General features: G+C 75.0%; 2 protein-coding genes. Both read right to left on the reverse strand.

The window, feature by feature from the left end; all coding sequences use genetic code 11:
• Positions 1–14,007, reverse strand: coding sequence for an SDR family NAD(P)-dependent oxidoreductase (locus tag ACGFNV_RS15510; protein ID WP_393622716.1), 14,007 nt, complete (start codon positions 14,005–14,007; stop codon positions 1–3).
• Complete coding sequence (locus tag ACGFNV_RS15515) at positions 14,004–26,333, reverse strand: SDR family NAD(P)-dependent oxidoreductase (RefSeq protein ID WP_393622718.1); 12,330 nt, start codon at positions 26,331–26,333, stop codon at positions 14,004–14,006. Before ACGFNV_RS15515 ends, ACGFNV_RS15510 begins: the two co-directional genes overlap by 4 nt.
• Positions 26,334–26,335: the final 2 nt, after the last annotated feature.

Consider the following 26,335-nt stretch of genomic DNA (forward strand, 5'->3'; position numbering starts at 1 on the left):
TCACTCCCCGTCCAGTGAGGGCCGCAGCAGGCCCGAGATCCGTTGCAGGTTCTCCTCCAGCACGATCGTGAAGTGGTCGGCGTCCATCACATGGACGGTCAGATCGCGCTTCGGGACCAGGTCGGCGAGCCCGTTGCTGGTGTCCCCGTCGGTGCGGGGGATCGCGGGCATGCCGAACGGATTGCCGGCCGCGGAGAAGCCGCGCCGCGCGTGGAAGACGGTGACGTCCACCGGGGCCGGCAACGGCACCGCCTGGTAGCCGTCGAGGAGCTTGCCGTTGAGCTGGAGCACGTCCCACTTGCTGCGCATCAGCTTCAGCACGTGGTCGTGGGACAGGGTGGCGGGCGACTTGGCGACAACGTGCTCGGCCATCGTGGCGAACTGCTCGTCCAGCGTGAGGCCGCGCAGTTTCTCGACGCCGATCTGCTCGTCCACCCGCCACAACTGGCAGGCGGAGTTCCCGATCAGCATCAACGCCAGGTTCTCCCCCTCCCCCTCGTCGATACCGCTCGCGTCGACGCCGTCCCACGCCCCGGTGCCGGGCATCAGGGGGTCCACCAGATACAGGTGCGACACCTCCTCCCCGGCAGCCAGCAGCTGCTGGGTCATCTCGTACGCGACCACGCCGCCGAACGAGCATCCGCCGATCCGGTACGGCCCGTGCGGCCGACGCGCGCGCAGCGCCGCGAGGTAGACCGCGCTCATCTGCTGGATGTCGTCGAACTGGCGGAACTCGAGCTGGTAGTCCACCTGTTCCAGCGCGAAGACCGGGTAGTCGGAGCCGAGGTGACGGGAGAGGTAGACGCAGTAGCTGACGTCTCCGAAGAGGTGGTGGGTCCAGAAGGTGGCGGGGCGGTGTCCGCTGCCGTTGACGGAGACGAGGTGGGCACCTTCGTCCTCTTCCTCTTCGGCGAAGTCGTCCTCTTCCGGTGCGTCGGCTGTGCGGAGCCGGGTGACGACTGCCGGGTCGCTCAACACGCCCGCCCCGTGTGGGAGGACGACCATGAGGGGCGGCGGGACGATCAGGCGCTCCCAGCCTTCCGGTTCGGTGTCCGCCGCCGTGACGATGATTGTGCGGGCCGGGTCGGTGAGCGGCGCGGGCGCGTAGTCAGCCGCAGCTTCGGCGAGTGACGCGTGCCAGGTGGCGGCAGCCGACAGCCAGGCCCCCAACTTTGCTTCGGGCATGGGCGGTTCGGCCAGCTCACCGAGCAGTCGGGCGGCCTCGGCGGCGGTGCAGCCCGCCGGCAGCCGGTCCGCCAGAGTCTTCCGGGCGCCCCAGGCCTCGCCCAGGACGAGGACGACAGCACGCAGGTGATCCGCCCCGGAGCCGGTCGCCTCATGGCCGGGGACCGCGGGGTCGAGCAGGATCAACTGCTCTATCTCGTGGCCCTGTCGGGCCAGCTCCCGGGCCGTCTCCATCGCCACGAGGCCGCCGGTGGCGTGTGCGGCCAGCCGGAAGGGTCCGGCGGGCCGCGTCTCCAGGATCGCCGCGGCACACTCGGCACCGAGCCCGGTGATCGACACGCCGGGTGCGGGCGGCCGCGTGCCGAATCCTGGTGCCTGGACGCCCAGGACGGCTGCTCCGTCGCCCAGGCCGTCGAGACCGGCCAGCCAGCTCAGCTCGCCGGTGTCGCCGTAGACGGCGAAGAGGGGTGTGGCGTCCGCGTCCGCAGGAGGGGCCAGTTCGAAGATCTTGGGCTGCGCCGGAGGCTCGGCGACCGGGGCCGGCTGCGGCTGCGGCTGCGCGGTGCTGCCGGGCTTGCTCCGCGGTGTCCGGCTGTTCCCGGCGGTGAGCCCTTCCTGTGCGAGATGTGCGGCGAGCTTGCGAACCGTGGAGTACTCGAAGATGGCGGCCATCGGTACGTCGTCCCCGAAGTGAGCCTGGACGCGCTGCATGATGCGCAGGGCCGCGATCGAGTCGATGCCGTACGAGGCGAAGTCCCGGTCGACGTCGAGGCTGTCGGCGGGCATGCCCACGCCTTCGGCGATGATCGCACGCAGGCCTTCGACGCCGTCGGTGGGTGCGGTGGGCCGGGGCGCCTGCGTCTCCGTCAAGGCGGGCTGAGGCGTCTTTGGGATCGCATCCGGAACCGGCGCCGGGGTCGGGGTCGGGTCCGCCGACACCGCCCGCGGGATCGCGCCCCGATCCGGTGCCGAGGCCGTACGCGGGGCCTCGCTCACCGCCGACGCGGGCACGGCCGTGGTCGTCTCGGGTGTGGCCGGCTCAGGCGTGGCCGGTTCCGGCAGCCAGTAGCGCCGGCGGGCGAAGGGGTAGGTCGGCAGGTGGAGGCGGACGGGGCGGCGGGGGGTGGTGTGCAGGGTCGACCAGTCCAGGCGGGCGCCGCGGACCCAGACGGCGCCGAGGCGGCGCAGGCCCTCCTCGGTGCCGGTGGCGAGCAGTCGGGCCGGGTCGAGGTCGGCGAGGGAGAGGTCGTCGGCGGAGTGGTCGCAACGGCCGCGCGAGACCGTCTCGCCGGGCCTGCCCTCGGCCACGGCCTGCAGTGTGGCGGCCAGTTCGGGGAGGGAGGCGGCCACCAGCGCGAGCCGGCAGGGCAGCTCGGGGCGGCCCGTCTGGAGGGTCCAGGCCAGGTCGGTCAGTGTGACGTCGGCGTCGGTGCCCCGCATCAGGACGCGTTGGACGTGGGCGAGGAGGCCGGCCGCGTACGCGTCGAGCCGCTCCTCGTCCACAGCGCTCAGCACGATCAGCTGGGGTGCGGGCGCGGCCGGGCCGGGGTCGCGGCCGGCGTACTCCTCCAGCACGACATGGGCGTTGGCGCCGCCGAAGCCGAAGGAGCTGATCCCGGCGCGGCGCGGCAGCTCGCGGCCGTCTGCGGTGCGCCGGTCCCAGGGCCGGGCGGCGTCCACCAGGTGGAAGGGGCTGTGCTCCAGTTCCAGCAGGGGGTTGGGGCGTTCCAGGTGCAGCAGCGGCGGGAGCAGCCGGTGCCGCAGCGCGAGCACGGTCTTGATCACGCCCGCGATGCCGGCCGCGGTCTCCAGGTGGCCGACGCTGGTCTTGACCGTCCCGAGGGCACAGTGGCGGCCTGAGCCGTCCCAGCCGTTCTCGCGGAACGCCCGCGTGAGGCCCTCCACTTCGATGGGGTCGCCGAGGGCCGTTCCCGTGCCGTGCGCCTCGACATAGCCGATGGTGTCGGAACCGATCCCGGCCCGCCGCAGCGCCGCACCGATCACCGCGGACTGCGCGGCCGGGTTCGGCGCGGTGAGGGAGGTGGCCCGGCCTCCGTGGTTGACGGCGCTGCCGAGGATCACCGCGTGGACCGGGTCGCCGTCCGCCTCCGCACGGCTGAGCGGTTTCAGGAACAGCACGCCGACGCCCTCGCCGCGCGCGTAACCGTCGGCCCGGTGGTCGAAGCTCTTGCAGCGTCCGTCGGCGGCAAGCATCCCCGAACTGCCGAAGGCGTCGAAGCCGTTGGCGTTGAGGATGAGGTTGACCCCGCCGGTCAGGGCCGCCGAGCAGTCGCCGTCCTGGATGGCCCGGACGGCTCGGTGGACGGCCACCAGGCTGCTGGAGCAGGCGGTGTCGACGGGCTCGCTGGGGCCGTGCAGGTCGAGCAGGAAGGAGAGGCGGTTGGCGAGCATGCTGTGCTCGTTGCCGGTCGCCATCTGCCCGTCCACCGAAACCCCGCGCGACAGCAGCAGCTGGGAGTACTCCGAGGACGCCACCCCGACGAAGACCCCGGTGTCGCTGCCGGCGAGCCGGTGCGGATCGTGTCCCGCGTCCTCCACGGCGTGCCAGGCCGCCTGGAGGAAGAGCCGGTGCTGGGGGTCCATCAGTCGTGCTTCGCGGGGGGAGATGCGGAAGAACTCGGGGTCGAACAGGTCGATGTCGCTGAGGAAGCCGCCGGCGCGGTGCGGCGTGCTCGCGTCGGGCCGTCCGGTCGGGACGGTACCGACCAGATCGCGGCCCGCGACGAGGTTGGCCCAGAAGGACTCCAGGTCCGGGCTGCCGGGGAAGGCGCCGGCCATGCCGACGACGGCGACCGGCTCGGGTCCGGTGCGCGGCTCCACCGGCTCCGCCACCGGCACGTGGTCCGTTCGGGGCTGACGCGGGGCTTCCGTCTCGGCGGCCGGCGACGACGGCACCGCTTCCGGTGCCGTTCTCACCGGGAGCGGCTCGGCAGGGGTGGCGGCCAGAAGGTCGACCAGTCCGGCGAGGTCCGGGGCCGCGTACAGGGCGGTGGGGCTGACCGGGACGCCCAGGTCCGACTCCAGCCGGGCGGCCAGGGCCAGCACGCTCACCGAGTCGAAGCCGTAGTCGCTGAGCCGGTCGGCGAAGTCCAGGTCCCCGGCGGAGACCCCGAGCACCTCACCGATCCCGGCCACCACGGCGGCGCGTACCCGCTCGGTGGGCGGCGCGGGCTCGGCCGGCGACCGTACCGCGGCGGTCCCGGGGACCGGACCCGACGCGTGCCCGGACCATGACGGGACCGGGGCGGCCGCGGCGGAAGCGTCGGTCGCGGCAGCAGCGGCGGCAGCGTCGGTCGCGGCACCGGTTTCCGGGGGCTGCGGGACGTCGGCCGGGACGGCCCGCCCGGTGAGCGGGAGTTCGGGGGCGGCGGCGGACGCGGTGTCCGCCGGCGGGCGAGGTGCCGGTATGTCGGGCATCCAGTGACGCTCCTCGGCGAAGGGGTAGTGCGGCAGTGGGACGACCCTGCGGTCCTGGTCGCGGTCGTACTCGGTCCAGTCCACGTCGGCGCCTGAGACCCAGGCGGCAGCGCGCGCGGCGGGATCGTCGGTGGGAGGGGTGAGATCGGTCGGAGGGGAGAGCCGGGGCGTCCGGGACGCCCGCCCGGTGACCACGCCGTGCTCCGCGCCCCGGCCGTCGAGGTGCGCGGTCAGCCCCGAGACGGCCGCCGCCGTGTCCTCGGCGACGAAGGCGAGCCGGTAGGGCAGCGCGGCCCGGCCCAGTTGGAGGGTGCGGGCCACGTCGGGCAGCGGCAGCGCGGCGCCCTCGGCCGCCAGCCGGTCCCGCAACCGCCGTACGGCACAGCGGAGTCGTTCCTCCCGGTGCGCCGACAGTACGACCACCTGGGGCCGCCCGGCGCCGTCCGCGGCGCGGGTCGGTACGGGCGGTGCCTCCTCGACGACGAGGTGCGCGTTCGCGCCCCCGGCGCCGAAGGCACTGACGGCGGCGCGCCGCGGGCCCTGGTCCGGCCGGGTCCACTCGGTCTCCTCGCGCACCAGGCGCAGGCCCGGACCCTCGACGCCCTCACGCACGGGGTCGCAGTCCGGGGTCGGGGCCAGCCGCCCGTGACGCAGTTGCAGCAGCACCTTGGTCAGCTGGGCCATACCGGAGGCCGCTTCCAGGTGGCCGATGCCGGGCTTGACGGAACCGACGCGGACGTCGCCCCGGGTGCCGTACACCTCGGCGAGGGCGGCCGCCTCCAGCGGGTCGGCCAGCGGGGATCCGGACGCCGCCGCCTCCACGTACTGGATGTCGCGCGGTCCGAGCCCGGCCCGGTCGAGGACTGCGCGCAGCAGGCGGGCCTGCGCGGTCGCGTCCGGTGACGCGTACGCGCCGACGGGTCCGTTGGCGTTTACCCCGGAGGCGAGCAGCACACCGTGCACCCGGTCGCCGTCGCGCAGGGCGGCGTGCAGGGGCTTGAGGATCACCGCGCCGACGCCCTCACCGGTGGTGAATCCGTCGGCCCGGGCGCTGAAGGCGCGGCTGTGGCCGTCGGAGGACAGCATGGTCGCGGCCGACAGGGCGAGGTGGTGGGCCGGGTGCAGGATCAGACTGACCCCGCCGGCCACGGCCGCCTCGCAGTCGCCGTCGCGCAGCGCCTGGCAGGCCAGGTGCAGCGCGGTCAGCGACGAGGAGCAGGCGGTGTCCACGGCCAGGCTGGGCCCGCCGAAGCCGAACACGTGTGAGACACGGTTGGCCACCGACCAGGATCCGGCGGGCGGCGTCTCCCGTCGCCCGCGGCCCCAGCGTTCGAACGCGAGGTGCTGGTACGGGGATCCGGACACGCCGACGAACACGCCGACGCCCGCCCGGCCCGCCCGGGCGGCCAGCCGCTCCGCGGTGCTGCCGGAGTCCTCCAGCGCCTCCCAGACACAGCGCAGGAACAGCCGTTCCTGCGGATCCGTCCGCTCCGACTCGCGGGGCGACATGCGGAACGGCAGCGGGTCGAACAGGTCCACCCCGTCGACGAAGCCGCCCCAGCGGTGCGGGGGCCGGCCGGGGGCGTCCTGGTGCTCGGACACCGTCCAGCGCTCCTCGGGCACCTCCCGCAGGCAGCGGCGGCCGGTACGGAGGTTCTCCCAGAACGTGTCCAGGTCGTCGGCGCCGGGGTAGCGTCCCGCGATTCCGACGACGGCGATGTCGAACCGGTCCCCGCGTTCCGGCAACTGAGGTCCTACGGCGGTGCGCCGGTCGTCGGCGGTGACGGCGAGGCCGCCGGGTCCCGGAGAGGCGACGGGCTCCTGCCCTCCGGTCGGCGTCGTCGGTGATCCGCCGCCCGCCTCCTCACCCGCGAACCGCCCCTGCGCCACCAGCGCCTCGGCGACGGAGTCGATGGTCCCGCCGATGAACGGCAACGGGCCGGTGACCGCGCCCAGTTCGCGCTCGACGCGGTCCGCGATCTCCATGGTGATCAGCGAGTCGGCGCCGTAGACCTCCAGCGGCGCGGCGGTGTCCAGGTCCGTGACCGGCATGCGCAGGGCCTCGGCGAAGGCGGCGGTGAGCCAGGCGACCGCCCGCTCGTGGCTGCCGTCCGCCGGGGACGGCTCGGGTACAGCGGGCGTGGTGACCCGTGCCTCGGCGCTCGCGGGTTTCCGCACCCCCGGCATCGACGAAGCGGTCGGCACGGTGCTCTCCGTCCACCCGTCGCGCTCGGCGATCACGATGTGCTGGCCCGACTCCGCCTCGGGCAGGCCGGGTACGCCGTACGCGTCGATCTCCCGGAATCCCGTCGCGGCCAGCACGGCCCGCCATGCGGCGGGGCGCAGCAGCGGCGAGTGCGGGAGCCGGAGTTCGCCGTCCTGGTAGGCCCACCAGCCGTCGGTCAGACCGAAGACGACGTTCACGGAGTCGAGCACCCGGGTGGCCTCGTTCAGCACCAGCACGCCACCCGGGCGCAGCAGCCGGCGGGCGTGGGCGAGGGTCGTGCGCAGGTCGGGGGTGGCGTGCAGGACGTTGGCGGCGAGCACCACGTCCCAGCCACCCGCCGGGAAGCCCTGCGGCTCGGGCGCGGCGGAGATGTCCAGCACCCGGAAGCGGACGAACGGACGGTCGGCGCCCAGGTGTTGCTCCGCCCGGCGCACCAGTCCGGTGGCGACGTCGGTGTAGTCGTAGCCCAGCCGGTCGGCATAGGGCGTGAGAGCCCGGAGGACGGGGCGGCTGGTGCCGCCGGTGCCGGCGCCGATCTCCAGTACCGACACGCGGGCGGCGGGGTCGGCGTCCAGGACGTGGGCCACGGCGGCCCGTACGGCGCCGGAGCAGGCGGTGTTGAAGTAGGCCGACCGCGGGTCGTCGTGGTACAGCGGCGCCACGCGGTGGTCGGAGCCACCGGGGAACAGCACCTCCAGTCCGCTGCGGCGGCCCGCCAGCACGTCGGGCAGGGCGGCGGCACAGTCGCCTATCAGCTCCAGCGCGCCCGCACTGTGCGGGTATGCGGCGACCAGCTCGGCGCGCAGCGCGTCGACGTCGTCGCCGTTGTCCGTCAGGATGCCGTCGGCGGTGAGGTGCCCGCCGTGACGCAGTGCCGTCAACGCGGCCGCCAGCAGCCGGTGTTGTCCGGGGGCGACCCGCAGCCGTTCCGCGAGCCGGTCCGGGTCGGTCCACTCCCCCGCCCGCGGCCCGGCCGTGTCGCGCAGCGCGTGGCTGATCCACAGGCGTGCCAGTCGTTCGACGCGGTCCATGTAGGCGCGGCCCGGCAAGGTCCTCGCTGTGTCGACGTCCAGGGCGTCGGCCGCGCCCCGCCCCGCCGCGCGGACGAGGGCCGGGCCCTTCGCAGGGGCGAGGGGCCGTACGGCCGCTGCGGGCGGCGCGGAGAGCCGGATCGGCGTGATCTGGGTGACCGGGGCGGCCATGACCCGGCGGAACGCGGCCAGGCCCTGTTCGTCGGTGAGCGGTTCGACTCCGGAGCGGCTGATCCGGGCCCGGTACTCGTCGGTGGCCACCGAGCCGCTCTCGCCCCAGAACCCCCAGTTGAACAGCCGTACCCGGCGTCCCAGCCGGGCGGCCAGGAAGCGGCCGAAGGCGTCCTGGAAGGTGGATCCGGCGGCGTAGTTGGCCTGCCCGGGGTTGGCGGTGTGGGAGATCGCGGAGGAGAACAGGGCGAGGAAGTCCAGGTCCTGGTCGGCCAGGACGTGTTCCAGGACTGCCGTGCCGCGCACCTTGGGGTCGAGGACGGCGCGGAAGGTCGGCTCGTCCATCCGCTCCAGGGTGCGGTCGGCGAGGACGAACGCCGAGTGGATGACGCCGTCGAGGCCCCCGAAGCGGGCACGGGCCGTCCGCACGACCCGGCGCATCGCCTCCGGGTCGGCCACGTCGGCCGGTTCGTAGTGCACCTCGGCCCCGGCCCGGCGCAGCCCGTCGAGATATCCGTCGGGCAGGGCGTCGACGGGCCGGCGGCCGACCAGCAGCAGGCGGGCCGCGTACCGCTCGGCGAGGTGCCGGGCGATCACCGAGCCGAGTCCGCCCGCGCCTCCGAGCACCAGGTAGCGGCCGCCCTTGCGCAGCGGCAGGGCCTCCTCGTCGACGGCGGGCAGCTCCACCGGGGTCAGGTCGCACTCCAGGAGGACCCCGCCGCGCAGGGCGCGCTCGGCCACCGGGCCCGTGGTGGCGGCCGTGGTGATCGCGTCCAGCACGGTCTCCGGGCCGTCGCCGTCACCGTCGGCGGGTCCCGCGAGGCCGGTGAGACCTGCGAGGTCGGTGAGGTCGGCCGGGTCGAGGTCGAGCAGACCGGTCCGCAGGAACGGCAGTTCGCGGGCCAGGGACCGGGTGAGTCCGATCAGCGAGGCGGCGAAGGGGTTGCCGACCGCGCGGGCCGGGTCGATCTGCTGGACTCCACTGGTGACCACGGTCAGCCGGGCGCCGTGCGGGCGGGCCGTGGCGAGGGCACGGGCCAGATGGAACAGGGCGATCGCGCCGTGCTGCTGGCTGCGGTGCAGATGGGCCAGGTCTTCGTGGCTGTAGCGGACGGCGTCGACCCCGCCGAGGAAGTACACATCGGGTTCGGGGCCCGCCTCGCCGAGCAGGCGCGGCAGTTCGGTGGCCGGGTCGAGCCGGGTCAGGTCGGCGGTCAGCGCGCCCGGGAACCGCTGGGCGAGTCGCGCGCCCAGGCCGAAGTCGTCCGGGGTGGACAGCACGAGGGCCCGCCCGCGCGTGCCCTGCCCGGACGGCAACGGTCCGACCGCCGTCCAGCGCGGGCTGAGATACGAGATCGGGTCCTGAGCGGGCCGGGCCGCGACGGTGAAGTCCTCCAGGACGAGCACCGGCCGGCCGGCGTCGTCGGCCACCACCACCCGGCAGCGTGCGCTGGACTCGGCCGCCCGCAGCAGCACGGCGTGTGCGTGCCGGGCGGTCGCGGGGTCGCCGAGCAGCCGTACGGCCGCGGCGGTCGCCGGGACGGGGGCGCGGGCGGCGAGGGGCTCGGGCAGGATGCCCTGGACGGAGTGCAGGGCGCTGTCGATCAGTCCGGCGGGCAGCGCGCCGTGAGCGGCCGGTACGTCGCCCGGCTCGAGCTCCACCAACGCCTCGCCGTCGCCGCGCAGCAGCGTACGGACCCGGCGGTAGGCGGGCCCGTAGTCGAGTCCCGCGGCGGCTGCCCGCTCGTACAGCTCCCGGCCCGGAACGCTCGTACGGCAGCGTGCGCGGATGGTGTCCAACGGCAGGCGGTCGAGCGGCTCCTGACCATCGGTCACCACCGTGCCGGTGCTGTGGACGGTGCGCGTGTCGCCGCCGGTGGTGATCTCGTACGCCGTGCCGTTCGCGGTCGGGGTCAGGGTCACCCGCACGTCGGTGCCGTCCTCGGCGACCTCCAGCGGCACCCGCCAGCGCACGTCCGTCAGGGCCGCGGCGACCTGGGCCGTGGCGGCCCGGGCGAGTTCGAGCTGGAGGACTCCCGCGACGATCCGCCTGCCGTCGACGAGGTGGTCGGCGACGAGCGGGTCCGTGGGAGCGAGGCGGACGGTGACGGTGGTGGTTCCGTCCGGGGAGGCGATCGCACGGTCCGAGGGCTCGGCTCCGTTCGCTCTCGGCCTGTCCCCGGGCTCGGCCCCGTTCACCGTCGGTCCGTCCCCGCGCTCGACCCCGTTCGCAGTCGGCCCGTCCCCGCGCTCGACCCCGTTCGCCGTCGTCCGGATCCAGTGGCGTGTACCCGCGAAGGGGTAGGTGGGCAGCGGCACTCGTCGTACGCCCGGGCGGTCGGCCTGTTCCCAGGGGATGTCGGCGCCCGCGGTGTAGGCGCGGGCGAGTTCGTCGGGCGTGCCGTGCCGGGCCAGTCGGCGCAGGCGGTCGGGGTCGTCTTCGGCCGGGGCGGCGAGGTCGGCTCGGCCGGTGCGCAGGCCGGGGACGTCCTGGCCGGCGAGGTGGTCGCGCAGGGCGGCGGTGAGGCCGGTGACGGTGTGCGTGACGAGGGCGAGCCGGTGGGCGAGGTGGTCGCGGCCCTGCTGCAGGGTCACGGCGAGGGAGGCGAGGGGCAGGGCGGTGGCGTCCGGCTGTTCGAGCCGGGCGGCCAGGCGCGCCACCACGGACCGCAGTTGCTCCTCGCTGCCGGCGGACAGCACGATCACTTCGGGTCCGCCGGGCGCGGGGCTTTCGTGGCTCGGCGCGGGGACGTACTCGTCCACCACCGCGTGGGCGTTGGCGCCGCCGGCCCCGAACGAGCTGAGCGCGGCCAGCCGCGACCGGCCCTCGGGGCGCTGCCAGGGCCGGGCGGTGCGGGGCAGCGTGAACGGGGTGCGGGCGAGGTCGAGCGCCGGGTTCTCGTCGGCGCAGTGGAGGGTGGGCACGAGGGTGCCGTGCTCCATCTGCAGCAGGATCTTGGTGAGTCCGGCGACGCCGGCCGCCGACTCCGCGTGTCCGATGTTGGACTTCACGGAGCCGAGGGCGCAGAAGCCGGTGGCGTCGGTGTACTCGCCGAAGGCGCGGCGCAGGCCCTCCACTTCGATGGGGTCGCCGAGGGGCGTGCCGGTGCCGTGGGCCTCCACGTAGCCGATGTCGCGGGCGTCGACGCCGGCGGCACGCAGGGCGTCGGCGACGACCCAGCCCTGGGCCTGTGGGCTGGGCACGGTGTAGCCGTTGGTGCGGCCGCCGTGGTTGACGGCGGTGCCGCGGATCACGCCCCGGATCGGGTCGCCGTCGGCGAGCGCGGCGGACAGCGGCTTGAGGACGACCGCGCCGACGCCCTCGCCGGGCACGAACCCGTCGCCGCCCGCGCCGAAGGCCTGGCAGCGCCCGCCGGGGGCGAGCATCCGCAGCTCGGACAGGACGACCCACTTGCTGGGGTGGACATTGACGCAGACGCCGCCGGCGACGGCGATCCGGCTCTCCCCGGACCTGAGGCTCTCGCAGGCCAGGTGGAGCGCGGTGAGCGAGGCGGAGCAGGCGGTGTCCACGACCATGCTGGGGCCGTGCGCGTCCAGCCAGTACGACAGCCGGTTGGCCGCCGAGAAGTCCATCGCGGGGGCGATCACCCGGTTGCCCCGGCCCCACTCCTCGACGCCGAGCAGCCCGTACGAGGAACCGGTGACGCCGACGAACACGCCGATGGCGTGGCGTCCGCGCGCGTCGCGGGTGCGGGCGTGGAGCAGGCGCCGGGAGTAGCCGGCGTCCTGGAGGGCGCTCGCGGCGACCTCCAGGAACAGCCGTTCCTTGGGGTCGCTGCGCTCGGCCTCGCGCGGGGAGATGTTGAAGTAGGCGGCGTCGAAGCGGGCCACGTCGCGCAGGAAGCCGCCGTGGTCGCCGTAGGCCATGCCCGGCCTGCGGTGTCCGGGGGCGTGGTAGGCGGCGTGGTCCCAGCGGTCCGCCGGGATCGGGCCGACGCAGTCGCGGCCCTCGGACAGGGAGCGCCAGAACTCCTCCAGGTCCTCGCCGCCCGGGTAGCGCCCGGCCAGGCCGATGACGGCGATGGGCTCCCTTGCCGGTACGCGCTCGGCTTCCGGGGCCGGGGGCGGGGCCGTGGCCGTGACCTGGTCGGCGGCGGGGGTGGCGGCCTGGAGCAGGCGGGCCAGCCGGTCGCGGTGGGTGCGGATCAGGTGGGCGGCCAGCTCGGCGACGTTGCGGTACTCGAAGAAGAGGGTGACGGGCTGCGGGCCCAGTTCGTCCTCGAGGACCGTGGTGAGCTTGCGGATCAGGATGGAGTCCACTCCGATGGTGGAGAACTCCTGGTCGCGGCGGAGCCGTCCGGCGGGCAGCCGGACCGTGTCCGACACCAGGCGCAGCAGCCATCCCTCGACGGCGGCCGTCAAGTCGGCGGTGTCCGTGCGCTGTTCGTGGCCGGCGGCATCCCCGGCGGTGTCGGTCCTGTCCGCCATCCGGGAGGCGACGAAGCCCTCGGCGCGGGCCCGGTCGCCGTACACGACGAGCCATTCGGGGCCCTCGCCGCGCACGGCCGCCTCCAGCGCGGCCAGGCCCTCCGCCGGCGGCATCGCCACCATGCCCTGCAGTTCCTGGAGGACCCGCTTGTCGCTCGCCTCCAGGTCCATGCCGCCGCCGCTCCACAGCGGCCAGCACACGGACACGGTACGGCCGCTGCGGGCGCCCTGCGCGACCAGCGCCTCGCGGGCCGCGGCGAACCCGCCGAGGCCCCGGTTGGCGGCGGCGTAGTCGCTCTGCCCGGCCATGCACAGGTAGGCGGCCGTGGAGGAGAACAGCGCCAGGAAGTCGAGCGGCAGGCCGGCGGTGGCGAGGTCGAGGTTGCGGGCGCCGGCGAGTTTGGGGCCGGTCACGGCGTCGATGTCGCGGGGGTCCTTGTTGACCACGTAGGTGTCGTTGTTGATGCCCGCGGAGTGCAGTACGCCGTGCAGGGCGCCGAACTCCTGTACGGCGAGCCGGACGGCGGCCTCGACGTCGGCGAGGTCGCGCACGTCGCCGCGCACGTACCGGGCTGCTCCGCCCAGCTCGGCGATGCGGTCGCAGGCCGCGCGGTGCCGCTCGCCGGGCTGGGACCGGCCCATCAGGACGAACCGGGCTCCGTACCGGTCGGCGAGCAGCTCGGCCAGGCGCAGGGCGATGCCGCCCGCGCCGCCGGTGATCAGATAGCTGCCGCCCGGCCGGAAGACGGGCCGGTCCGCGGGCGGTGCCCCGGCGGGCAGGACGGTGCGCCGGCTGCGCCCCGCGCGGTCGTGGCGCACCTGGGCCGCTCCCGGCCGGGCCAGGGCCAGTTCGGCGAGCGCCAGCCGGACCGCGTCCCGCGCGCCGGCCGGCCCGGCGGGCAGGTCGGGGACCTCGACGGCGACGGCGCGGACCCGGCGGTCCTCGAAGCCGGCGATCTGGCAGAACCCGCCGAGGGCGGACGCCACGGCGTCCCGGCCGGGCCCGGCGACCACGCAGGCGAGGTCCAGCGGGCCGCCCTGCCGGTCGGCGATGAACGCCCGCACGGCCGCGAAGACGGGATCCAGCGCGTGTTCCGCCTCCTGCTCCGGCACGTCGACCAGGAACACGGCCCGGCGCACGGGATCTCCCGCTGCGCGGCGGCGGGCCCACAGATCCGCCCAGGCCGGGGTGTGGGCCGGGTCGGTGATGCGGACGGCGTCCTCGGGCGTCGCATCGGACGGACCGAGGGCGATGCGCAGGGCGCCGGCCGGAGTGGCGGCGAGGGACCGTGCGTCGGTCGCCGCCACCACCAGGCCCCGCTCGTCGGACCGGAGCACCGGCTGCGCGGGACTGTGCTCCCACTGCGGGCGGAAGAGGACGAGGTGGTGGCCGCCCGGCTTCAGCAGCTCGACGGCCTCGGCGGGCGTGAGGTCACCCGCGTCGACCCGGGCGAGGATGCTCCGGCGGAAGGAACTCCCGTGCGGGGAGTCGGATTCGGCACTCATGCGGGGGATCCGTTCTCGCTCGTGGCCATCAGCCGGTCGACCTCGTCGACCGTCAACTCACCGCGCTGCAGGGCCTCCAGGACGTCCTGCAGCCGTCCGTCGGACACCGGGGATGCCGTGCGGGCGGGCTCCTGGTGCGCCGGACGGTCGTCCGCCGGAGCGGCCCAGTGGCGTTCCGGGGCGAAGGGGTAGGCGGGCAGGGACACCCGGCGCACGGTCGTGCCCGGCTCGCGCAGCAGGGACCAGCGGATCTCGGCGCCGGCCGTCCAGGCCCGGCCCCACTCGAGCAGGTCCGCCGGCACGGTCCCGGCCGGCTGCGGTGTGCCCGGCACAGCGGTGCCGGTGGCGTACCGGCCGGGCCGGCCGGTCAGATAGGCGTCCAGCAGCTCGCGCAGCGTGTCCTGCTCGCCGGCGACCAGGGCGAGCCGTTCGGCCATCGCGTCGCGCCCTTCCTGGAGCGTGAACGCCAGGTCCGCCAGCGGCACTTGGTGCTGGTCCAGGTGATCCCGCAGGCGGCGGGCCGCTGCCCGCAGCCGGTCCTCGTCGCGCGCGGAGAGCACGACGAGCTGGGGGCCTCGCGCCGTCGGGGGGACGTCCTCGTACCGGGGCGGTTCCTCCAGCAGGACGTGGGCGTTGCCGCCGCCGAAGCCCATCGAGCTGACCCCGGCCCGGCGCGGGACGTCCCGTCCGGTGGTGTCCTTCAGCCGCTCCCAGGGCCGGGTGGCGCCGACGACGTGGAACGGACTGCCGTCCAGCTCCAGCAGCGGGTTGGGCCGTCGGTAGTGGACGCTGGCGGGCAGGGTGCCGTGCCGCATCGCGAGGACGACCTTCACCAGGCCCGCGATGCCGGCCGCCGCCTCCAGGTGGCCCATGTTGGACTTGATCGTGCCGAGACCGCACCAGGGTTCGGCCACCTCGCTCTGCTCGCCGGTGAGTTCGGCGAAGGCCAGCCGCAGCCCCCGTACCTCGATCGGGTCGCCGACCACGGTGCCGGTGCCGTGCGCCTCCACGTAGGTCACGGTGCGCGGGTCGACGCCGGAGCGGCGCAGCACCGAGGCGATCAGGCCGGCCTGGGCGGCCGGGCTGGGCACGGTGAGGGACTGCACGTGCCCGCCGTGGCCGGTGCCGCTGCCCCGGACCACCGCGTGCACGGTGTCGCCGTCCGCGAGGGCCCGGCTGAGCGGCTTCAGCAGGACGGCGGCCACGCCCTCACCGCGTACGAAACCGTCCGCGGACTCGTCGAAGGTGCGGCAACGTCCCGTGGGGGAGAGCATGCCGGTCTGGCCGAGCGCCACGTACAGCGCTTCGGTGAGGAGCAGGTGCACCCCGCCGGCGATGGCCTGGTCGCAGTCGCCGTCGCGGATGGCCCGCACGGCGGCGTGGAAGGCGAACAGCGAGCTGGAGCAGGCCGTGTCGATGGACTGGCTCGGCCCGTGCAGGTCCATCAGGTAGGAGACCCGGTTGGCGATGATGCAGTGCGCGAGGCCGCTGCTGGAGTGCGCCTCGCGGTCGCGGCCGATGGCCGTGAGGTGGCCGTCGTAGTCGTGCGAGGTGGCGCCGACGAAGACGCCGGTGCGGGTGCCGCGCAGTTCCGAGGGGCGGTGTCCGGCGTCCTCCACGGCGGCCCAGGCCGCCTGCAGGAAGAGCCGCTGCTGGGGGTCCATCAGGTCCGCTTCCAGCGGGGAGATGCCGAAGAACCCGGCGTCGAACTCGTCGACACCGTCGATGAAGGCGCCCCACCTGCTGTTGGTGCGGCCGGCCGTGCGCACCGGGTCCCCGTAGACGCGCCGCCAGTCGAACCGCTCCGCCGGGATCTGGGTGACCAGGTCGGCGCCGTCGTACAGGTTGCGCCACAGCGTGTCCAGGTCGGGTGAGCCGGGGAAGCGGGCGGACAGTCCGACGATGACGACGGGGTCGTCCTCCGCCGCTCCGCCGTTCCCCGGCTGCGGGCGCGGCTCCGGCTCCGGTGCGGGGACGACGGTGGGCGCGGCAGGTGCGGTGTCCGCGAGGCGGGCGCAGGCGTCGGGGGCGTTCTCGCGCAGGTGGCCTGCGACGGCGTCGAGGGTGGTGCACTCGTACAGCAGCACCTTGGGCAGCCGCCCGAAGTCCTCCTCCAGCCTGCGCACCAGCTGGATCGCGCCGAGCGAGTCGAGGCCGTAGCGGTCGAAGGTCGCCGTGGGGTCGATGTCGGCCACGGGCACACGGAGGAAGTCGGCGAAGACGCCGGCCAGGTGACCGATCAGCACGTCCCGCGCGGAACCGGCCGGGACGGGGGCGGGCGGAACGCCGGGGGCGGCGGCCGTGGTCTGCGCGGTGACGGGGGCCGCGACCGTGGGGTGCCCGACGGCCGGTGTGGCGACCGTGGCAGGGGACGCGACCCTGGGGTGTCCGACGGCCGGTGTGGCGGCCGTGGCCTGCCCCGCGGCCGGTGTCACGGTCGTGGTCTGTCCGGCCGCCGGTGTGTTGGCCGCGCTGTGCCCGGCGGCAGGTGCGCGTGCCGGGCTCGCGGTCGCCGCGAGCAGGACGGACTGGTCGAGTTCGTCCTCGGGCAGGTCGGCCGCGCCGAGCGGACGGACGCCCGTGAATCCGGCCCTCTCCAGGGCCGTGCGCCAACGCCGGACGTCCAGCAGCGGGGCGCCGGGCAGGCGTTCCGCCGGTTCCTCGAACGCCCACCAGCCCGGGATCATGCCGAACATCAGGGCGAGGTAGTCGAGGTTGCAGGTGACCTCGTTGAGCACCAGCAGCCCGCCGTCGGCCAGCAGCCCCCGCAGCCGGTCGAGGCTGCGGGAGACGCGCCGGGTGGCGTGCACGACGTTCGCCGCGAGCACCAGGTCGGCACAGCCGGGGGCGAAGCCCTGCGCCGACGGATCCGCCTCCAGGTCCAGCACGTCGAAGCGGAGCGGCACGCCACGCGCGCCGAACTCCCGCTCGGCGGCGCGGAAGAAGGACGCCGAGACGTCGGTGTAGCGGTAGTCGACGCGTGCCGAGTCCGGGCCGAGGGTGGCGAGGAGCTGCAGGACGCGGTCGGTCGTGCCGCCGGTGCCCGCGCCGGCCTCGACGATCCGCACCGGCCGCCCGGGTTCCGCGGCCAGCCGGGCGGCGACGAAGCCGTGGACGGCGCGGGCCACGAGTTCGTTGTAGTGGTCGGCGATGGCGTTGCCCCGGTAGATGCCGGCGAGGACGTCCGGGTGGTCGCCGGAGAAGTACAGCTCCAGCGCGTCGATCCGGCCGGCCAGCACGTCGGGCAGCGCCGGCAGGCACTCGGCCACCAGGCGTACGTGGGCGGAGAGTTCGGGATGCCGGGCGAGCAGCGCGTCCAGTTCGCCCGCGCTGTAGGGGCTCGGGTCGGTGGCGCGGCTGCGGCGCAGCACGCCCTCGATCACCCGGGTCAGCCGGTCGTAGGAGGGGTCGGTGGAAAGTCCGTCCAGGGCGCCCGGTGCCAGCGGGTCACCGCCCAGTCGGGCCCGTAGGTCGGCGTCGAGCATCCGCCCGGCGGTGACACCGAGTCGCCGTAGCGCGGAGGCGATCCGCCGACCGTCGTACGCACTCGTCCGCAGCCAGGCGTCGACGGCCTGTTCGGCCGCTGCGGCGGGCGCGGGGGACGCCGTGGCGGTGGGGAGGGCCGCGGGTCGGGACCCGGCGTCGGCGCCCGCGGAGGTCACCCGTGCCGTGCCGGCCGAACCCGGTGCCGCCGCCGCCCAGTGGCGTTCGCGGGCGAACGGGTACGTCGGCAGGGGCACGCGTGGGGCTGCTGTCGCCGGGTCTCCCGGCCAGGTGTCGGTGATGCCCTCCGTCCAGCGGCGGGCGGCCTGTACGGGGGAGCCCGTGGGGTCGGCGCCTACGGGACGCACCCGGTCTCCGGTCAGTGCGGTGGCGAGCAGTTCGTCCAGGCCGCGCAGCAGCGAGCGGCGGTCGGTGGCGACCACGGCGGCGCGGGCGGCGAGCGGGAAGCGGCCGTGCTGCAGCGTCGCGGCGATCGAGGCGAGCGGAGCTTCCGAGTCGGCCACGAAGGTCCGCTGACGGGCGATCACCTCCCGCAGCCGGTCGTCGTCCGCGGCGGAGTACGGGAACACGAGCGGTCCGTCGGGTGCCTCCACGTGCCGCTGGGCCGCCGGGGCCTGCTCCAGTACGACGTGGGCGCACGCACCGCCGAAGCCGAACGAGCTGACCCCGGCCCGGCGCGGCTGCCCGGCGGCCGCCTCCCACGGCTCGGTGGTCCGGTTGATGCGCAGCGGACCGCCGTCGAGCGCGCAGTAGGGGTTGGCCTCGCCGTAGCCGGGCATTGCGGGCAGCACACCGTGCCGGACCGTCAGTACCGCCTTGACGAGACCGGTCAGGCCCGCTGCCGCCTCGGTGTGGCCGAGGTGGGCCTTGGCGGTGCCCAGGACGCAGAAGCCGGTGCGTGCGGTGTGCTCCGCGAAGGCCGCGGTGAGGCCGTCGATCTCCACGGGGTCGCCGAGCCTGGTCCCGGTGCCGTGCGCCTCCAGGTAGCCGAGCGTGTCGGGGCTGATGCCCGCGTCGGTCCAGGCGGTCCGCAGGAGGTCGGTCTGCCGGGCCGGGTTGGGCGCGGTGACGGCTCCGGCCCGGCCGCCGTGGTTGGCGGCGCTGCCCCGGATCACGGCGTGCACGGGGTCGCCGTCCCGGAGCGCGTCCGCGAGCGGCTTGAGCAGCACGGCCGCGACGGCTTCGGCGGGCACGTACCCGTCGGCCCGCTCGTCGAAGGCGTGGCAGGCACCGGTCGGCGACAGCGCGCCGATCGCGGACAGCTGCGTGTAATGGCGGGGCGTGAGGATGAGGTTGGTGCCGGCGGCGAACGCCATCCGGCACTCGCCGCGCCGCAGCGCGCTCACCGCGAGGTGGACGGCGTGGAGTGAACCAGAGCACGCGGTGTCGACGGTGAGGCTGGGGCCGGTGAGGTCGAAGAAGTGCGAGGGCCGGTTGGCGGACATGGAGACCGCCGTGCCGATCGGCGCGTACGGGCCCTCCGCGAGGCCGGCGCGGACCATCTCCTCCTCGTAGTCGCGGAAGGAGCGGCCCACGAACACGCCGGTGTCGGAGCCCTGGAGGCGGCCGGCCACCGCCGCGTCCTCGGCGGTCTCCCACAGCACCTCCAGCAGCAGCCGGGACTGCGGGTCCGACGTCTCCGCCTCGTCGGCGGACATGCCGAACAGTGCGGCGTCGAAGCGGTCGGCGTCGGTGAGGAAGCCGCCCCGTGGGCAGTCGGTACGGCCGTCGCCGCCCTGCGGGTCGTACACGGTCCGGTGGTCCCAGCGGTCCGCCGGTACGTCGGTGACGAGGTCGTCGCCGTTCAGCAGGCGCTGCCACAGTTCGGCGGTGTCCCGGGCGCCGGGAAAGCGTCCCGCCATGCCGATGACGGCGACGGCGCCGTCATCGGCGTGGCGGGGACCGGACCGGGCCGGTGCGGGCCGCGGCGCGGCGACCGGTTCCGCCGCCGTCCGGGCCGGGCCGGCCGGGGCCAGGCGGGTGGTCTGCTCGGGGAACTCCGCGCGCAGATGGGCGGCCAGCCGTGGCACATCGGGGAAGCGGAAGAAGACGGTCGGTACGAGGGGGCAGCCGAGGTCGCTCTCGATGCGGTCGTTGAGCGCCATCAGGTCGGCGGAGGTGAGGCCGAGGTCGAGGAAACCGCCCGGGCCGGGGACGGAGGGGGTGCCGAGCCGTTCCCGGACCAGTTCTTCGAGGTAGTGGGTGACGGCGTCGAGGACGGCGTCGCCCGGGGGCGTGCGGTTCGCCTCCTCAGCGGTGGCGGTGTCGGTGCCGCGGTCGGCGACGGCCGCCGGAGGCTCCTCGTACGCGCCGGGGTGCGGGGCGCCGGCCGGAGGCAGGTCGCTGCCGGGGCTGCCCGCGCCGGCGGTGATCCACCGGCGTCGGCGGTCGAAGTGGGTGAGCGCGAGCGGGACACGGCGCGCGGTGTGCCCGTCGGGCGCCTGCTCCAGCAGCACATGGCAGTTGGTGCCGCCGAACCCGAAGGAGGACACCGCCGCGCGGCGCGGCGTTCCGGGCCGCGCGGGCCAGGGCCGACCGGACGTCACGGGGTAGAAGGGGGTGCGCTCGAAGCCGAGCCGGGGATGCGGCTCGGCACAGTGCAGGGTCGCCGGCAGGTAGCCGTGCTGCACGGCGAGCACCGTCTTCACGAACGAGGCGATGCCGCCCGCGTGCAGGAGCGCGCCCAGGTTCGATTTCACGGAGCCGACGGCGCAGTGCTGGGTGCCGCCGCCCCGGCCGCCGTAGACCTCGGCCGCCGCGTGGATCTCGATCGGGTCGCCGAACCGGCTGGCCGAGCCGTTGACCTCCAGGTAGCCGATGCTGGAGGAGTCGATGTCGGCCGCCCGCAGCGCGGTGCGCAGCAGGTCCGTCTGGGCCTCGTGGCTGGGCGCGGTCAGGCCGAGGGTGCGGCCGTCGTTGTTCACGGCGGAGGCGAGGAGGGTGGCGAGCACCTGGTCGCCGTCGCGCAGGGCCTGTTCCTCGGTCTTGAGGAGCACCATCCCGAGCCCCTCCCCGGGTACGGTGCCGGTGGCCTCCCGGTCGAACACCCGGCTGTGGCCGTCCCGCGAGAGCACGCCCGCCCGGCCGAGGCCGAGATAGACGAACGGGTCGAGCAGCAGCTCACAGCCGCCGGCGACGGCCTGGTCGCACTCTCCGGCGAGCAGGCTCTGCGCGGCCTGGTGCACGGCGACCAGCGAGGACGAGCACGCCGTGTCCACGGCCAGGGACGGACCGCGGAAGTCGAAGACGTGGCTGATCTGTGTGGCCACCATGTTGGGCAGGGCGCTGACCAGCAGTTGCGGGGTGGTGGGCGGGCCGCCGATGCAGTTGCGGCGGACGTAGTCGTTGGCGCCGACACCGAGGAAGACACCGACGCGTTCACCGGCGAGTTCCTTGCGCGAGTAGCCGGCCCGGTCGAGCAGTTCCTGCGCCAGCTCCAGGCAGAGCCTCTGCTGCGGGTCCATCCATGCGGAGTCCTGCTCGCTGATGCCGAAGAACTCGGCGTCGAAGCGGTCGATGCCGTCGATGAACCCGCCCCAGCGGGCCGCGTCGACGACGTCCGGGTCGGCGCCCTCGAACCAGGCCGGGGACCAGCGGTCGGCGGCGGTGCGGGAGACGGAGTGGATGCCGCGGACGAGGTTCTGCCAGAACTCCTCGACGGAGGAGGCACCGGGCACGCGAACCGCCGCGGCGACGACGGCGATGCGCCCGGACGCGGACCGCCGTGGGCCGGGAGACGCGTACGCGGTCCCTACGGCGGCAGCGGGAGCCGGCTCCGGTGTGGGGACGTCCGGTTCGGTGGCCGGTGGTCCGGCAGGCGCCGGGAGTTCGTCGGCCAGGTGGTCGGCGAGCGCGCGCAGGGTGCGGCGGCGGGCGACGACGGACGGGACGACGGCGGTGCCGTAGCGCTGTTCGAGGATGTCCAGCACGCGCATCGCGGCGATGGAGTCCACCCCGTAGTCGGCGAGGTCCTCCTCCGGGTCGAGATCCTCCACCGGTACCTTCAGCACGTCCGCGAAGAGGTCCGCCAGTTCACGGCAGAGCGCGTCGGCGTCGGTCCCGGGGCGGGGTGCGCGCGGCTCGGCGGGGTGCAGCGTGAGCCGCTGTTCCAGTCGTCGTACGTCCCCCCGGAACACGGCGAGTTGGGCGGCGCGGTGCCGGAGGGCGAACTCCAGCGCGGCCAGACCGTCCGCCGTGCTCAGCGGTTCCAGGCCGTTGACCTCCAGCACCGGCCCCTCCACCGCGGGGTTGATCCGCATGCCGCCGTCCGCCCACAGGGGCCAGTTGACGGACAGCGTGCGGCCGTGGCGTTCGCCGCGGGCGCGCAGCGCCTGCCGGTGGTGGGCGAGGGCGTCGAGGTAGCGGTTGCCGGTGGTGTAGTCGGTGGTGCCGACGGTGCCGAGCACCGAGGTGGTGGAGGAGAACAGCAGGAAGTAGTCGAGCCGGGCGTCCCGGGTGGCCTCGTCCAGCAGGCGGGTGCCGAGGATCTTGGGCGCGGTGACCCGGTGGATCCCGGCGGGGTTCTTGTTGAGCAGCAGTCCGTCCTCGACCACTCCGGCGGCGTGCAGGACGCCGGTGAGCGGGCCGAGGTCGGCCACGACGGCCGCGAGGGTGTCCGCGACGGCGCCGCGGTCGGTGACGTCGCAGGAGTAGTAGCGGGCCCGCGCACCCAGCGCGGCGAGTTCGGCGACCGCCGCGGACTGCTCCGCGCCCGGCGCGGACCGCCCGAGGAGGGCGATGTTCACCCGGGCGTGCCCGGCCAGGTGCCGGGCCACCAGCCGGCCGAGGCCGCCGGCGCCCCCGGTGATCAGGTAGGTGCCGCCGTCCCGGGCGAGCGGGACGGCCGGTCCGTCGGCGGTCACCACTCGCCGGAAGCCCAGCACCTCGCGTCCCGCGGGGCGGATCCGTACCTCGATGTCCTGCGAGGCCACGACCTCGCCGAGCAGCGCGCCGCACTGGTCCTCGATGCCGAGGGTCGGGTCCAGCCACACCGTCTTCAGCGCCAGCTTGGGCTGTTCGCGCCGCACTCCGCGCGCCAGGCCGCCCACGGCCGCGTGCTCCGGGTCCTCCCCGTCGGCCGCGTAGGCGTACAGCACCGGCAGCGTGGACCTGCAGGACGTCAGCCAGGCGCGGGCCAGGGCGAAGGCGGTGTCTCGGGCCTCGGCCGGGTCCTGCCGTGCCGCGAGGGGCCACAGGTCGAGGACGGCCACCGGGTCGGCGCCTTCGGCGCGCAGGGCGTCGGCGACCGCCCGGTGGTCGTGTTCGGTCACCGGGTCGACGGTGAACTCGTCGGCGCCCGTGCGGGCGAAGCCGGTCCCGCGGCGCACGGTGACCACCCGGGCCACCCGTCGGCGCAGTTCGGCCACCCGCCCGGGGTCGTCGTCCAGCACCAGCAGCACACCGTCGGGCACCGCGCCGCCTGCCAGGGGCCCGGGTGCCCATACCGGTTCGTAGACGAGCAGGCCGTCCGGTACGTCGGAGTCGGCGGGGGCGGTGCCGGGGACGGCGGGGCGCGGGGCCGTGGCGACGGGGGCCGCGGCTGCCGCGTCCGGGCCGCGGTCGGTGGCTGTCGGCTCCGCGGTGCCGTGGGTGTGGGCGGGCGCGGCAGCCTGGGCGGCGGCCACGGATCCCGGGGTGGCCGTCACGGCACCGTCGGTGCCGACACGATCAGCGGCGGGCGCACGCACACCCGCACTCGCACTCGCACTCGCACTCGCACTCGCACTCGCACTCGCACTCGCGTCCATCGGTATCCAGCACCGCTTGCGCTCGAACGGATACGTCGGCAGCGGCACCCGTCGTCCGGCGGACGCCGGCCAGGTCACGTCCGCGCCACCGACCCAGGCCGCGGCGGTGCGGGCCGGGTCGGTGCCGTCCGCCCGGCCGCCGCCGTCGCGTCCGGCCCGGCCCGTGAACACCCGGCCGGAGTCGTCCCGTCCGGCGGCGTGGGCCGTGAGCAGGTCGACCAGCTCGGCCGTGTCGTGGGCCACTACCGCGAGCCGGTGTTCCAGGGCGCGGCGGCCGGTCCGCAGCGTGTGGGCGACGTCGCCGAACGGCACTTCCGGCTGCTCGGTGAGGAAACGGCGCAGCTGTTCCGCCTGGGCCCGCAGCGCCTCGGGGGTGCGGGCGGACAGCGGGACGACCTGGGGGCCCGCGGGCACGCCGGACCGTACGGCCCGCTCTCCGGTGTACTCCTCCACCACCATGTGGACGTTGGCCCCGCCGAAGCCGAAGGCGCTGATCCCGGCGCGGCGCGGAGCGGGCTGTCCGGTGCGGGGGTCGACGACCTGCGGCCACTCGCGCCGTTCCCGTGCCACGTAGAACGGGCTGTCGTCGAAGGGGATCTCCTGGTTGAGGCGCTCGGTGTGCAGCGTGGGCACGATCGTGCGGTGCCGCATGGACAGCAGCACCTTGGTGAGGGCGGCGATGCCCGCGGCGGCTTCGAGGTGGCCGACGTTGGACTTCAGCGAGCCGACGGCGCAGAAGCCGCGGCGGTCGGTGGAGCGCCGGTAGGCCTTGGTGAGCGAGGCGATCTCGATCTGGTCGCCGAGCGTGGTGCCGGCGCCGTGCGCCTCGACGCTGGTGATGGTCTCGACGTCGACGTCGGCGCGGCGCAGCGCCTCCAGCACCACCCTGCCCTGCGCGTCCGGGCTGGGCACGGCGAAGCCGCTGGTGCGGCCGGAGTGCTGGACGGCCGAGCCGCGGATGACGCCGTAGATGTGGTCCCCCGCCGCCTCGGCGTCGGCCAGCGGGCGCAGCAGCACCGCGCCGACGCCCTCACCGGGTACGTAGCCGTCGGCGCCGGCGCCGAAGACGCGGCAGCGGCCGTCGGTGGACAGCAGGTTGTTCTCGGCGAGCCGGAGGTACTTGAAGGGGTGCAGGGAGAGGTTGACGCCGCCGGCGAGGGCGGCCCGGCACTCGCCGCGCCGGATCGCCTCGCAGGCCAGGTGGATGGTGGTCAGCGAGGAGGAGCAGGCGGTGTCGAGGGAGACGCTGGGGCCGCGGAAGTCGAAGGCGTAGGAGACGCGGTTGGTGATCAGGGAGAAGGTGGAGGCGACGATCTGCGGGTTGTCGCGGGCGAGTTGTTCGAGGGCGTGGAGCTGGTAGTCGTTCCACATGACGCCCGCGAAGACGCCGACCGCGCCCCCGGTCTGCCGGCCGAGTTCCTCGGGGGTGTACGCGGCGTCCTCGACGGTCTGCCAGGCGGTCTCCAGGAAGAGCCGTTCGTGCGGGTCCATCAACTCCGCCTGGCGCGGTGAGATGTTGAAGAACAAGGGGTCGAAGTCCTCCACGCCGTCGAGGAATCCGCCCCACTTGCCGTGGGTCTTGCCGCTGATGTGCCGGCCGGGTGCGAACCAGGGTGCGTGGTCCCAGCGTTCGGGGGGCACCTCGGTCACGCAGTCCCGCCCGTCCCGCAGCACCTGCCAGAACTCGCGGATGCCGGGCGCGCCCGGGTAGCGTCCGGCGAGACCGACCACGGCGATGGGCTCCTCGCCCGCGCCGGGTACGGGCTCGGGCGGGTGTGCCTCGGTGACCTCGGCCCGGGGTGCGGGTGCCTGGACGGCTGGTGCCGGGTCGGCGGGTTCCTGCGGGGCGGGCGTGCCGCCGAGCGTGTGGCCCTGGCCGCGCAGATGGGCGGCCAGACTGTTCACGGTGGGGTACTCGAACAGCAGGGTCGGATACAGCTCGGTGCCGAGCAGCTTCTCCAGGGAGACGGCGATGGTCAGCAGGTTCACCGAGTCCAGGCCGAGGTCGTAGAACCCGCGGTCCTGGTCGACCGGCGCGTCGCCGCTGCCCAGCGCCTCCGCCACCAGGTCGCTGATGGCGTTCTCCAGGCTGCGCTGCCCCTCCGCGGCCGGCTCGGCCGGCGGCAGCGGGCGCGGCACCGGCGGGGTCTGCGGGGTGGCCGCGGCGCCCTCGGCGAGCCGGGTGATGAGGTCGGCGGTGCGCACCCGCTTGGCACGGAACCCGGTGATCCGGGCGACCACGCTGCCGTCGGGGTGGCAGATGTGCAGGTCGGCGGTGACGGTCTCGGCGTCCAGCTCCCGTTGCTCCACGCGCGGCACGTACACCTGGGCGGCGGCGCCGAGCGGGCCGTGGGCGCGGAAGGACTCGATGTAGATCGGGATGAAGGGCCGCGCGGCCCGCTCCCGCTGCGCGGGCTCGAACTGCAGGAAGGGCACCAGGGTGGAGAAGTCCAGGGTGACCGGGTGGATGTAGAAGTGGTCCAGGTACTCCTGGGCCTCGGGGCCGAGTCGTACGTCACCGAGGGAGAAGCCGTCGCCGCGGTGGACGGTGCCGTCCACCTTCATGAAGTCGCGGTGGTGGATGTCGACCTGGCGGGCGAAGGCGTACAGCGCGTCCGCGTCGCAGACATGGTCGGCGGCGGCCTTCAGCCGATCGGTGTCGACGCGTCCGGCCGGTTCGGGCACGGACAGCCGGATCTCCGCCTGGAAGTTGGTCTCCCAGGCCTCGTCGAGCACGACTCCCCCGCTGACCGGTCTGCTGCGCACGGTGACGGGCAGCACGCCCTGCGGGGACGGGGAGTCCACGGCGATCTGCAGTTGCCGGTCGCGGTCTCCCGCGGCGACCACGGGCGCGATGAACAGGCAGCGGCGCAGTTCGGCCGCGGCCGGGTCCACCCCGGCGTGACGCAGCAGCCGAAGGACCAGGTCAAGGAAGAAGACGCCCGGCAGGACGGGGGTGCCGTGCACGAGGTGGCCGCGCACGATCTCGTCCTGGGCGGTGACGCTGGTGACCAGGTGACGGCCGGCCAGGCGGTGCTGATCGGCCTCGAAGCGGGGATCGACCATGGTCGACATGG

Origin of the sequence: Streptomyces sp. NPDC048751 (assembly GCF_043198595.1) — a bacterium.
In the GTDB taxonomy this organism is placed as follows: Bacteria; Actinomycetota; Actinomycetes; order Streptomycetales; family Streptomycetaceae; genus Streptomyces.